Origin of the sequence: Pseudomonas sp. RW409 (assembly GCF_003184125.1) — a bacterium.
Lineage (GTDB): Bacteria > Pseudomonadota > Gammaproteobacteria > Pseudomonadales > Pseudomonadaceae > Aquipseudomonas > Aquipseudomonas chlororaphis_I.
Genome location: NZ_QHHP01000041.1, coordinates 189468 through 202489, shown reverse-complemented (window position 1 = coordinate 202489; position 13022 = coordinate 189468). Strand labels below are relative to the sequence as shown.

At 56.8% G+C, this 13022-nt stretch carries 11 protein-coding genes; 9 read left to right on the top strand and 2 right to left on the bottom strand.

Going from position 1 to position 13022, the window contains the following annotated elements:
• The first annotated feature begins 138 nt into the window (after positions 1–138).
• Positions 139–992, top strand: a protein-coding gene (locus tag DK261_RS21405; protein ID WP_110176299.1) for an IS5 family transposase whose coding sequence is annotated in 2 segments (ribosomal slippage) — positions 139–481 and positions 481–992 — 855 coding nt in all. Because the reading frame shifts where the segments join, the coding sequence is not laid out codon by codon here.
• Positions 993–1918: 926 nt separating this feature from the next.
• Positions 1919–2089 carry a hypothetical protein gene (locus tag DK261_RS33605; protein WP_157756474.1) on the top strand — a complete coding sequence of 57 codons (171 nt, stop codon included), beginning with the start codon at positions 1919–1921 and terminating at the stop codon, positions 2087–2089.
• A 197-nt stretch (positions 2090–2286) separates the two neighbouring features.
• On the opposite strand, the gene DK261_RS21395 is transcribed toward DK261_RS33605, so the two are convergent.
• Positions 2287–3249: a bifunctional GNAT family N-acetyltransferase/nucleoside diphosphate kinase regulator gene (locus DK261_RS21395; protein ID WP_028684000.1), complete on the bottom strand. Its 963-nt coding sequence runs from the start codon at positions 3247–3249 to the stop codon at positions 2287–2289.
• A gap of 562 nt (positions 3250–3811) precedes the next feature.
• Here DK261_RS21395 and DK261_RS21390 point away from each other — a divergent pair.
• The gene (locus tag DK261_RS21390) at positions 3812–4999 is read left to right on the top strand and encodes a restriction endonuclease (protein ID WP_110176297.1); all 1188 of its coding nucleotides are present in this window, start codon (positions 3812–3814) and stop codon (positions 4997–4999) included.
• A 171-nt stretch (positions 5000–5170) separates the two neighbouring features.
• On the opposite strand, the gene DK261_RS21385 is transcribed toward DK261_RS21390, so the two are convergent.
• Positions 5171–5731 (bottom strand): hypothetical protein, encoded by a 561-nt coding sequence (locus tag DK261_RS21385; protein WP_110176295.1) that lies wholly within the window; start codon positions 5729–5731, stop codon positions 5171–5173.
• A gap of 87 nt (positions 5732–5818) precedes the next feature.
• Here DK261_RS21385 and DK261_RS21380 point away from each other — a divergent pair, with 87 nt between their 5' ends.
• The 6 genes from DK261_RS21380 (at position 5819) to DK261_RS21355 (ending at position 12886) form a co-directional block, all read left to right on the top strand.
• On the top strand, positions 5819–6859 hold the full coding sequence (locus tag DK261_RS21380) for a hypothetical protein (protein ID WP_110176293.1): 1041 nt from the start codon (positions 5819–5821) through the stop codon (positions 6857–6859).
• Between the two features lie 10 nt (positions 6860–6869).
• Positions 6870–7403 carry a GNAT family N-acetyltransferase gene (locus tag DK261_RS21375; RefSeq protein ID WP_256597593.1) on the top strand — a complete coding sequence of 178 codons (534 nt, stop codon included), beginning with the start codon at positions 6870–6872 and terminating at the stop codon, positions 7401–7403.
• Between the two features lie 211 nt (positions 7404–7614).
• A complete protein-coding gene (locus tag DK261_RS21370) occupies positions 7615–8337 on the top strand; it encodes an SDR family oxidoreductase (protein WP_110176291.1) in 723 nt (240 codons plus the stop codon).
• A 165-nt stretch (positions 8338–8502) separates the two neighbouring features.
• Positions 8503–10206: a molecular chaperone HscC gene (locus DK261_RS21365; RefSeq protein WP_110176289.1), complete on the top strand. Its 1704-nt coding sequence runs from the start codon at positions 8503–8505 to the stop codon at positions 10204–10206.
• Positions 10207–10322: 116 nt separating this feature from the next.
• On the top strand, positions 10323–11885 hold the full coding sequence (locus DK261_RS21360; protein ID WP_146218549.1) for a hypothetical protein: 1563 nt from the start codon (positions 10323–10325) through the stop codon (positions 11883–11885).
• On the top strand, positions 11882–12886 hold the full coding sequence (locus DK261_RS21355) for a DUF3829 domain-containing protein (protein ID WP_110176285.1): 1005 nt from the start codon (positions 11882–11884) through the stop codon (positions 12884–12886). The genes DK261_RS21360 and DK261_RS21355 overlap by 4 nt, the downstream gene beginning before the upstream one ends.
• The last annotated feature ends 136 nt before the right edge of the window (positions 12887–13022 follow it).

Here is a 13022-nt window from a genome sequence, read left to right as displayed (position 1 = left end):
CATAGACTATCCTCAAGAGCATAAATCACTCGTCAGACTTGACGCTTAATGACGCTCTGATCAGCTCCTACCTAATCTAGGTTTTGTACGAAAAGTCGGTGCGGTTAGAATTGCCGCCATGATTGGCTGGAGGCCCGCATGGCAAAGCGTTACGAACTCTCCGACGCATCGTGGGAATTGATCAGGGATCTGGTTTCTCCAGAGCAGAAAATGGGTCGACCACGCAGTGATGATCGTCTGGTACTCCACGCAATCCTGTGGATCCTGTGCTCGGGCGCAGCCTGGCGTGACCTGCCGGAACGCTTTGGGCCCTGGTCAACGGTGTATCAGCATTTTCGTGACTGGCGCGACGACGGCACGTTCGACCGAGTACTGGAGCGCTTGCATATTCGACTGAACCGGGAAGGACTGATTGATCTGGACACCTGGATGATCGATTCCACAGCGGTACGTGCAACCCGAGCCTCTTCAGGCGCCGGGAAAAAGGGGGGCCTGAAGAACCGCTAGACCATGCCCTGGGACGCAGTCGAGGCGGCCTTACTACGAAGATCCACATGGTCTGCGACGCCAATGGCGTTCCCTTACGCTTCATCCTTTCGTCGGGGCAAGCCAGCGATATCGCCCACGCCCAACCGCTGTTGGATCAGGTGCGAATTCCCGGTAAGCCGGGGCGACCACGCAAGCGTAGTCGCTGGTTACTGGCTGACAAAGGCTATGACGCAGAACACCTGCGTCATTACTGCGACCGTTACCGAATGCAGCCGGTGATCCCGCTGCGCGCCATGCCACGCAAACCCCGACCGGGCTTGTCCCGACTCTTTGATCGTCCAAAGTATCGACAGCGGAACATCATTGAGCGGATGTTTGGCTGGCTAAAAGAGAACCGCAGAATAGGGACTCGCTACGACAAGCTGGCCAGGAGCTTTGCAGCCATGGTCACGCTGGCCTGCAGCCTACGTTGTATGCGGCAATACTTTTCGTACAAAACCTAGCAGGGTGCCTAAAAATGGAGCAGCCCGAATAGATGTAAATATTTCGACTGGCAAACCACGGAATTCGAACCGCAATACGGAGCTTTGAAATCCTAGGCGCCCTAGGCAAATCAAGGCTAACACGCAGGTTCAGTATTATTCTGTAAACTTGGTTTTTGACTTGTTAACCACCGTGGTTAACAAGTCAAAATTGTGGTTAACAACGTTACTGGACTAGCATTTTACTGAGCTTTTCATCCAGCCAGATTCTGGCGAGCTTCCAGGGTATTTGGTGGCAGGAAAGCTCCACAGCCTTCAAGCGTAAGGTGTGAACCGCCAAACCTTCAGCATCTGCAAATACATCAGCCGGCGTTTGTCTTTTCCACATATGGCAGCCCTTGAATTCTGCGCACGAACTCCACGCTGAACGCTGCAGATTTCACGCAGCGACGTGTTTGCAGGTGGGCCTTCGCTGTGCATGACGTAAGTCAGGCATTATGGCGACGGCAGAGGCCGCACCAGAGCCTGTAGCGCTAATCTGTGAGCAAAACCGTGAACGTGAGGCGAAAGCCGACGACAGGCATGCTCACGTGAGGCCGCGAAGAGCTAAAATGTCGGCTGGGTCTCATGGATGTAGTCCATGGTTCAGTCCAATGTACTGAGTGGGACAGCACCGATTACTTCATGTGCTTAAACCACGAAGAATCATTTTCGTGAATTCCTAGGCCCATGAATTTTCGAGAATATTTTTTTAAGATGATTTTTCTGATTTTAAAGTGACGACGACACCCACACCCCCCAAGCCTCCATATAGATATACGCATAATGTATATTATGTTAAATCAGATACTATGTCAGATGTGTTCATGTGCTTCGTAAGACCTTGATTCGGCAAACCCGCTTCTATCATCCACTTTCTTAAAGGGCCATTAATGAGGTGGTTACCGATGAAGCTGATTCAGTGTCGTTTCTCTTCCGGTCAGCGTGTACCGTTGCTCGTGCAAACTGGAGATGCGGCGCCGTTACCCATTCTCGTCACTGAAACGGCACCTTTTCCGCAGATCGATTCGCGTACCCGGGACCAGAACCTGCGGTTGCTCAAGCAGTTCCTGTCCTAGTGTGTTACTCGTTACATCCCGCGTGCCCGTCAGAACTCAACCACCCTGGCTAATATCGAGGTTGTATTTGCAGATGTCGCCGGCGTCATTGAACGGCGCGGCCTGTGGCAGACGGTTGGCATCAGGCACGGAAAGCGCGGCCCCGTCCTTTGGGGGATCTTCGCGCCTGATGGACGAACACTGAGCTAAAGGCGCAATTACAGGTGGAAATCACCCGCGGCCTCCGGCTGGTAAAGCACTTTCCTGATCTCAATCCGGCGGGTCCGATCAGAAATTCGCCAGTCGATGGCGTCCCCCTCCTGATAGCCCAGGATGGCAGCGCCGATGTCGGAACACACGGAATGCTTCCCGGCGCTGCTGTCCGCGTCGTCAGGGTAGACCAAGGCCACTTCGATCTCTTCGTCGTCCAACTGCAGCAAAGCCCTGGAGTTCATCGTGACGACATTGCGCGCCACCTGCTGCGGCTTGACGACAATGGCTCGCTCAAGCTCATGTTCGAGTTCAACAACGGCCGGGCCTTGCTCAAGCGCGATCAGACTCTCGAGCCTGGCCTTGTCGATTTCAGTGATGTAGATCCCCGTGGAGCCGCCAACGGCACCTTCGCGCAAGAACTGGAGATAGCGCCCCGCCGTCATGGAAAATGACTTCAATGCCGGCGTTTCGCTCTCAAGCAGAAAGCCGCTGCGCAGAAAGGCTTTCAGCGAGCGCGCGTTGTCCGGGTGGATCTTCGCGATGAGCTTCTCGGCCCGCATGTCGAGGAAGGCCAGTTTCATGCCTTCGCGGATCGTGCGGGCGCCAAGGTTTCGCCCCCATTTGTCGCTGTCTCCGATGACCAGGACTATCTCGCAATTCGAGCCGGTCTTGATGAGACGGACAAAGCCCACCGGGGCGTCATGCCGGTCATAGGCCATGAAGAATCGGCCGCCCCGGTTGAATAAATGGGTCAGGATCGGTAATTGAGTCCGATCAATGACTTGCTCGATGGAGCGGGAAACGTCACGTGAATCGCTCAGATAGCAAGTGACGCGCTCATCCTCCAACCAATCCTTCAACGTCAGCGCATGTGCCCGAGTAATTTCAGGGCACAGCGAAATGAAAGGCTTGTTCATCTTCACCACACTTATTTGTAAAGGATGAAAGCCCTTCATGGCTATGGCCATGACGGTTCTTTCGGCAACCGGCTATCTTAAGGCATAACGCGAGTAATGCCGAACAGCCTGCGCACTTGTCCTTAATAAGCGGTTCAGCAGCGTCAGGAGGTACCACACCCTTCCCTGCTTCAAGGATCAAAAAAGCGACGGACGAGTGATAACGGCGATACCGCCAAAAATAGCGCTGCGCCCAACAGTCGAAGAAACCTGGTGGTCGTGTGAGGAAACTGTGCCAAAGCCCGCCATTCGCGATCCATGAACATAAACCGATGAACAAGCACATTCATTTTGAGCGCATTGAGCCAAGTGTGGTGGGTTTGCGAGCGACTTATGAACAAATGACATCGCCCACTTGTTAAATGTCGATCATCAGTCTTAGTTCTGAGTTGCTTTGACACACAGGTATCGAGTTCAAATGACCGACGTAGACCGGTAGATGGCAATAGGCTATTTTCTGCTATCGAGCACCGAGACCTTTCAGGACGATCACCTACCCTTTGGCGGCATCTGATCAAGATTGAGACGTACCGGCTAGCACCACATCTCAGTCTTCAGCCCGGAATGGACGCCCATGATTTACCAATGCAATGGATGCAACAGAACAACTTTTGAGACAACCTGCCCTTGGTGCAACAGCTCTCAAGTATCACCCTCCGCGGAGCTGCGTGCTCAACATCTGACGCCACTCGATCCTTCCTTTTACCCGGACTTTCAGTATCAATCCAAGGGGCTCATCAAAGATTTCCTGGGCAAGAAGAAAGAGCAGGCACAGCTGAACGATCTGCTGAACAATGTGCTGAGAAAATACGCGCAGCTCAAGCAGCCTTACTTCACGAACTTCATCCACACTACCCGTGAAACCTCTTCCAGCAGCAACGACGCCGGCGTACCAGGCCCTAGGCTTGATGGTGTGTACACCGAACGTGAGCTGTTTCGCGAGGTGCTGATCCGCAAGGGGTTCGATGAGCTTGAAGGCTTGCCCTCGCTCCTGGACAAACTGCTTCTGACCACTGCATTCAACTCGACCTATCTTGGCTTCTCCAGAGAGCTCAGCCGCCACATCAAAGCCGACTTGGCCGAGACCCTCCGATCATGGATCGATGAGGCCGGAACGACGTTCAGATCCGATCTCGCTCTGTTCTACTACTACCTCTGGGAGAACGATCTTGCGTACCAGGGTGTCCAGTTCAACGCTCAAGCGAACGCTACGGCCAACACTCCCTTGATTTCATTGCCCGCCTTCCGCTCCGGGCTCAGTCTTTGCGAAGGTATCTACTTCGATATCCTTGTCGAGCGCTTGGGAAGCCAGCTTGAGCATTTCAATCCAAATCGATTCATCACCATGTATTTGGTGGACGCGATGGACGGGTTCCAGTTCGAGGCGTTCCTGGTCGAGATTTTCCAAACCATTGGCTTCGACGTAAAGGAAACCAAGAAGACTGCCGATCAAGGGGCCGACTTGTTCGTGAGCCGCTTTGGCAAGAACATGGTGATCCAAGCCAAAAACTACACGGGCTCCGTTGGCAACGCTGCCGTTCAGCAAGCGATCTCTGCCAAGGCGTTCTACGGTTGTGACGAAGCCATGGTCGTCACCAATTCGTACTACACGAAGTCAGCCAAGGAGCTTGCTACCACCGCAGGGGTGCGACTCGTTGATCGGGAGGGTTTGCAGACCTATTTGGACGACTACAACCAGAAACTCATTGAGGTCTTCCAGGCTGAAGCAGAAGAAGATCGGAAAAAGATGACCGTACGTTAGTCTGGACAACCGTTTTCTCGAACAACCAGGCAGGCCTGATGGCCTGCCTAGGCGGAAACAATACCAGAGGGAGCCGACTCCTCAAATTCACGGTAAAGCTACTGCTACGCTGTCCTCTCCTACGGAGGGAATCACAATGTCGGTCGCGGTTACGCAAGCTGATTCACCTCCTCAATGCGTCGACATCACTGCCGGCCTGACTGGAAGCTCGGAGTATTGCGGGTGCTGCTTCACGAAGGTTCGAACTGACTGTTCCTGCCTGTCCACCACACACACGGCAATGCTGGGGCGGTCGACCGTACAGGTTGCTAGCGCAAGAATGCCGCAGTTCTTGACGCCATAGATGGCTGCCGGGTGCGCAGCGAGTGGGCATCCGTACGTCATCTCGCCCAAGTAATTGAGTTGGCCATTCGTCACGGTAAAGCGCAGGGGTTTCGAGTACGGCCCCATGACGCCGCGACGCGAGCCAAGGTCGCTCACCTCATAGGTGCCTGCGGGCAGCCATGCCGAGTAATAATCCTTAGGGGCCCAGCCGTAGGTTTTGCCGGTATTGACGTCGCGAAAGCTGATCCAGGTGCCATAGGGGCCGCCCTCGATCAGCGCACCCAGGACCAGGCCGGCGTTTTCTGCGGAATAGACTTTTGAGTCCAGGGCCATTTCGGGCGGCAATGCCGAGCAGGCACTCACCAAGGCTGTGACTCCAATCACAAACAGCTGACTTATCTTGTGCATTCAATCCTCGGTCCATCGAAACAAAATGTGGCTTTCCCATTATGATGCGGCACTTCTCAACTCAAGCGTTAAGGATGACACCTCTCTATGAGTCGTTTTTTTACCGGTCGTGTATTGGGTGCCGCGGCTTGCGCATTGACCCTGAGTGGCTGCAGTGTATCGGGCAGTTACCCGGACGCAACCGAACCAGACGCCGCCAAGCTGCGTTTTATCAGTGACATGAGCAGTGCCACGTTGAGCGTGCTCGATGAGCAGCACTGCGGTGGGCAAACCACGGGCATCCTCAATAACTTGTTCCTCGCCAATACCCGCAGGCGAGTGGACATGTCGATGCCACCGGCCTCTGAGAAAACGCCTTATCTGGAAATCCGGCTATCTCCGAAAAAAGAGCAGCTGCTGCACTTGAATACCCAAGGGACAGGCTCGGTGTGTGGTACGGCCTTCTCCTTCAAGCCGCAAAGTGGCGCTGAATACGAGCTGACGTTCAATAGCGCCGGCAGTCAGTGCGTGACCAGGCTTAAACGCCTGCACCGGGTGCAGGGCCAAGTGGCGCGCTCACCAGTCCCGCTGGTGAATAATGGAATACCTAGCTGCATGGGCGCTAACGCCCTGTTCCCTGTGCCTGCAAAAGGCCTGCCGGGCACCCCGGAACGTGACGGATTGATCGAGCAGATTGTCTCGCAGAGTATCATCACGGAGATGAAACCCGGGGTCACTTCTCTGAGCGAGAGCGTTCAGGTCGAGACGGTCGATCTGCTGGTCGACAAGCGCAAACTGCAGATGAACCTTGATCTGCCGGATGCCTATTGGGCCCAATATCGACAGAACGTCGCGGCTTACCTGGTTCAAGCGCAAGGGATAAAGGCCAACGCGCTTGAGCAGTACAAAGTTGAGTACCGCACGCGTCTCTCCCGGTTGGAGACACCCTCCATCAAGGCGCTGGTGCCTGATACCCAGGCAACCGACGTCACTCAGGCGCTGGCCACTAACGGTGCCATGTTGCAGTACTACCGCCAGCTCAATGACCAACTGCAAAAGGAGGTAATGGCGGAAAACTGGGCGCGCATGGCCGAATTGGACAAGCGTTATGGGGTGTGCGAACGATACGCACAGTGCTGGCAGAATTGAGGATTGAACAATGATCGACACCAACACTTCCCCAATCATTGTTCGCGATGCGCTGCTCCAGGATGCGCCGTGTATTGGCGTGGTTGGCATGCAGGTCTTTCTCGATACCTATGCCACCGAAGGTATCCGCGCTTCAATCGCCCGGGAGGTGCTGGAAGCGTTTTCACCCGCGACCATCGCAAACCTGATGGCCCGGCCTGACACCTCGATTATCGTTGCCGAGGTTAATCATCATCTCATCGGCTTTGCCCAGGTAGCCATGCGCACCGCCCATGAATTGATCTCGACGCCCGATGCTGCCGAGCTGCAGCGCCTTTATGTACAAGAGCGATTTACCGGCCGAGGAATCGGCCACAGGTTGCTTCAGGAGACTGAAAGGTACGCTCGCCTTGGCGGCGCATCCTTGCTTTGGGCTACGGTCTGGATTGGCAACGATCGCGCACTGGGTTTTTACCCTCGGCAAGGCTATGTGCAGATGGGGTCGCCGTCCTATTCCTTCCAGGATGAAACCCATGAAAACCGACTGTTCGGCAAGGTGCTGTGACTTACCCGCCCGCTTCAACCTTGTTGTCCCGGCGATCATTGCTTTCCAGGTCAAAATGAATTCCCCTGGCGGTGGTTTATCGCCACAACACAGATCAATAGAGTATCCAGACAGGGCATGCTTCCGATTCCGCCCTGGTTGATTGCGCGCCACATCCTGGCGCTGCCCCCCTCCCCGATCCCGGATGTTGCCGGGTGTTTGGAGCTCTGCAATGAAAACTCGTACTTTCCTTGTCACTGGCGCCAGCAAAGGCATCGGGCGTGCACTCGCGAACCAGTTGTCCCAAGCGGGCCACCATGTAGTCGGCATCGCTCGCAACAGCAATGATCCACACTTTCCCGGCACCCTCATTTCCCTCGATCTGGGCGACCGGGCGCAGACCGAAAAAACGCTGGCGGGGCTCGTTTCTCGTTATGACTTCGATGGATTGATCAATAACGTTGGCCTGGTGCGCCCGCAGGCATTGGGCGATATACAGCTCGACGACTTTGATGAGGTCATGCGGATCAACCTGCATAGCGCCTTGCAGGCAACGCAAGCACTGCTGCCGGGTATGCGCAATCGCGGTTGGGGACGGATCGTCAACATCTCCAGCCTGACCATCCTGGGGATCCCACACCGCACCGCCTATGCCGCGGCAAAAGCCGCACTGGTCAGCTTCACGCGGTCCTGGGCCTTGGAGTTGGCAACCACCGGGATCACCGTCAACGCCGTTGCTCCAGGCCCCACGGAAACCGAGTTGTTCCGCGCCGGCAATCCGCTGGGCAGCGACGGTGAAGCGCGTTACCTGGCAAGCGTTCCCATGGGCAGGCTCGGTCAGCCGGATGAAGTCGCTGCGGCCATCGCCTTCCTGTTATCGGAACAGAGCGGCTTTATCACCGGCCAGACATTGTTTGTCGATGGCGGAGCGTCCGTTGGCAAATCGATGTGCTAACAGGCAACACCCGCGGCTCAGCCGCTTCAATGAAAGCCCGACTTCAACTACAGAGAGTTCTCAACCGCCTTGCGATATCTCTGTGATATCACTCAGAATGCGCAATATTAAATAGCCATCACTCTGGTATCGACAGAGCTGTATAGACATGGAATTGCGCACACGATGATCGTCGGTATTGACCTTGGCACCACCAACAGTTTGATCGCCGTGTGGCGTGAAGGCGCGCCGCACTTGGTCGGCAATGCCCTGGATCGGTTCCTCACCCCCAGTGTGGTCGGGTTGGATGATCAAGGGCGGATTCTGGTCGGACAGGCCGCCAAAGAGCGCCTGCAAACCCACCCCAAGCAAACCGTTTCGTTGTTCAAGCGGCATATGGGCAGTGCCCAGGAAGTGCGCCTGGGGGAAAAACTGTTCCGCCCCGAGGAGCTTTCGGCACTGGTGTTGCGCAGCCTCAAGGAAGATGTCGAGCGTCACTATGGCGAAACGGTCACCGAGGCGGTGATCAGCGTTCCTGCCTATTTCAATGACGCCCAGCGCAAAGCCACGAAGATCGCCGGAGAGTTGGCAGGCCTCAAGGTCGAGCGGCTGATCAACGAGCCCACCGCGGCGGCACTGGCCTATGGTCTGCACCAGCGTGACAACGCCAGCTCGTTCCTGGTCTTCGACCTGGGTGGCGGCACTTTCGATGTGTCGATCCTGGAGCTGTTTGACGGGGTGATGGAAGTACGCGCCAGTGCCGGTGACAACTTCCTCGGTGGCGAAGACTTTGACACCTTGCTGGTTCAGGCCTTTTTGTCTGGCCAGGCTAGTGCGGCGAACATGCCCAAGCTCGATGACCCCAACCTCGCCCATCGCCTGCGCCGCGAAGCCGAACGGGTGCGTCACGCCCTGGGCAACCAGGAAACCGCCACCTTCAGCCTGCACCACGGCGCCCTGGAGTGGTCGAAGACCTTCACCCAGGAGCAGTTGGCCGAGCTTTATGCGCCGCTGCTGACCCGGCTGCGCACACCGATCGAAACGGCGCTGCGCGATGCGCGCATTCGCCCTTCGGAGCTGGATGAGGTGCTGCTGGTGGGTGGTACCACGCGCATGCCAATGATTCGCCGAATGGTCGCTGGGTTATTCGGACGCTTTCCTTCGATCCAACTGGACCCCGATCAGTCGATTGCCTTGGGCGCGGCGGTCCAGGCCGCCCTTAAAGCGCGGGATGCGGCGCTGGAAGAGGTGGTGTTGACCGATGTCTGCCCTTATACCCTGGGGGTCGAGATCGCCAACAGTGTGGCGGGCAGTATCGAAAGCGGCCACTTCCTGCCCATTATCGAACGCAACAACGTGGTGCCGGTGAGCAAGGTCAAATCGGTGTCCACCTTGCATGACCGGCAGAAACAGGTGCAGGTGAAGATCTATCAGGGCGAGAGCCGCTGGGTGAAGGACAACGTCTTCCTCGGTGAAATGGACATCGCCGTGCCGCCGGCACCGGCTGGAGAAGTCAGCCTTCAGGTACGTTTCACCTACGACAACAACGGGTTGCTGGAAGCTGAAGTGCATATTCCGCTGACCGGCGAAACCCGCAGCCTGGTCATCGAAAACAACCCTGGAGTGCTTGATCCTAAGCAAATCAAGGCGCGGTTGGCCGAGTTGGCCGACCTGAAAATCCACCCACGGGAACAACAGGTCAACAGCCTGCTGATCGCCAGGCTCGAGCGTTTATACCAAGAGAGCCTGGGAGATTTGCGCCAGCAACTGGACCAGATGGCCAGCCATTTCCAGCACATTCTGGAAAGCCAGGATGAACGTCTGATCCGTGAAAACCGCCTGCAAATGACCCGCCATCTCGATGAACTGGAACAGGGTCTCTGGCGATGAGCTGCTGGGAATTCCTCGGGCTTGCACCGGGCGCCGACACCCGCAGCATCAAGCGTCAGTACGCGCTGCTGCTCAAGCAGCATCGCCCTGATGAAGACCCGCAAGGCTTCCAGCGTTTGCGCGAAGCCTACGAGCAGGCCCTGGACTGGAGCCATAACGACGACTTCATGGCGCTCGAAGCACCTGAAGTTGTGCTGCTAGAAACGCTTCCTCCCTTTGAGCAGGTCCCCGTTTCAAGCGGCCCCAGCATCGGCCAGCAACTGGCCGCCCAGCTCCTGGAAAACGCTAGCGTCGCCAATCTGGCGGATCGCTACCAACAAGCCAAGAGCTGTTATTGCGCACACGAGTTTGAAGTTCAGCTGTTGAGCCTGTGCCTGGACGACACCGAGCAGGCAATGGAGCTGAGTCAATGGGGGCTGGAACACTTCCATTGGCTCAACCTTTGGCTGCGGGACGATCACCCCGCCCTGCCCCTCCAGGCTCTTGAGCAGTTGCTGGCCCGAACGTACCTGCGTATCGAAACGACCTTGTGTCGCCTGCTGGATCTTGGGCAAGCCGAAGCCTTCAGCAACATGTTCCTCAACCTGAGCAAGGCTGAATGGCTCAGGCCTCTGGAGCGCCACGATTGGTTGAACGCCATGCTCGCGCGCACCTTGCTTGCCAGCTGGTTCTGGTCCGAGGACTTGTTCGAAACCATTTGCGTTCAGCAAGGCTGGAAAAGTACGGGTTCCCACAGCCGTTGCCCCCACCCGGAATGGGAGCAGTTACTGGAGCGCAGCCATCACCACGGTTTTATCGTGGAGCAACGACGGCTGGCGAAGCTTGACCTGCGCAACCCGCAATGCCGCGCCGCCAAGATGTTGTTCGCCCCGCTGACGCATGAGCAGCGCCACCTCCTGGCCCGGCGTTTCATGGAGGCCGACTGGAACGCCTGCCGCTTCTTGAGCGCGCGCATCCTCACTCAGTACCCGCACCTGTGTCGCGAGATGCCCGAGGGGGATCCTTATTTCTGGCGTGCCTGGGAAGGTGCCGGCAGCACCTGGCCGATGTATGCGGCCCTGGCAGGCATGGGCGTCGGGCAGATAATCGGAGATCAACTGAACAGCACCAACGCTATGGCGTCGAGCCTGGGGGCAGCGCTGTTCTGGATGGCGATGATGGCCATTCCAATGGTCGTGGTCTTGTGGTTATGGATACCAGTGGCCGATCGTCACTGGAGCCTGGATCAGCGCTGGACTCAACGTCTTTCACCCTGGCTGAGCCCCCGTCGTCCGGCGCCCATGTTCTTGCGGCAGATCCTGCCCTGCTGGGTGATGGGGCTGGCGGTCTGGGCGGCGAGCGGCACTTGCGGCCTGCTCGGCTATGGGGTGACTTTGCTGACGCTGGGGGCTCTGAGTCGAGTACCGGGCAAAAGCCTGGTCAAGTCCTTGATCAGCAGGATTCGTCTTCAGCGCAACGCTTCAGTGGTGTTGTCCGCCGTGATGATGGGCTCTGTAGTCTTGGCGGTAGTGGGCTTGCTGGTGTATGGCAATAGCCAGATGATCAGCCGTGACCAGGGACTGCAACCCATCGCCATGCACCTGTGTGCGGGCTTGCGCGAAACTGTTCGGGGTTGCGAGGTACCGGCGACACAGGCGCAGTGGTACGGACATACACTCAATGGGCAGAAAAAACCATGATTCGCCAAACCCTGACCGCGCTGTGTCTGGTCGTGCCCTTGACAATGATTGCCCTCGGCCTGCTCAGCAACACCGGTACGCTCGCCTCCATCAACGGCTGGTTGCATCGCCCGGGCGCCGAGCAACAAGCTCGCGCTTCGGTGTTGCGTCCCTTGATCGACTGCATCAACCGTGTTGACACGCCTTGGCGCCTGGCCTACTTCAACTACCGCGCCCGGGGCCCCGCGAGCGACGACTTCCGCAAAGAGTTTATTTCCCGCTATCCCGAGCTTTTCCAGCGCCAGCGGGGACCGCAGCTCAGTAGCCTGGACAACAAAACCCGACGCCCTGATCTATGCCTGCTGACCTCAGCCCAGAAGGCCAGCCTGCGCGAAGAAATTCCAAGCCTGGCCGCCTTGCACGTGCGCTATGTTCAGGAATTGCTCCTGGTGAACTCGGCCACCCAACTGTTCGATTTCTACCCCACCTGGGATACCCCTCCATCCACCGACGCTGACCGGGCCGAGCGTGACACTACGTTCATACCGCTGGTGGAAAGCTTTCTGGTCATCTCGTCGCAGTTGCGCAAAGAGGTGGATGACGCCGATCGCCAGAACCGCTTGGTCCAGCTTGAACAATTGAAGGCCCGGGACAAGTTTCATGCGGCCTTTGTTCTTGAGCTGATCCTGAAAACCCAGGACACCATGACGCTGATAAACAACGCCGCAGCAGCACAAACCTTGAACCAACAAAGCCTGGCCCAGGCCATCAAGCAGCTGCGGGAAACCTGGGATAAGAGCAGGGGCGCCTCCGACTCGGACTACGAGAGTGATGGCCTCCAGCAGTTGTGGCGCGAGGTCAAATGGCCTGCCGCCAATTATCTGAGAGCCTTGGAGACACTCGACGAGCACTGGGCAGGCAACGCCTCGCCCCAACAGTTGAGTGATGATTTTGCTCAGGCACAGCGACGTTACGACTTGTTTATTGAGGGTTACAACCAAGCGGTGGGGCAAACCTACTGACGTGCCTTCCATTGTACGAGTCGGCTTAATCGAACCGAGGGGGATCTGAATCAACCCTATCCCCGCCGCAGGCACAGGCAAGCGTACGGATGTGAGAAGGCTGATCACCTTTTCGGAGCTTTCAGTCTCGAAATTC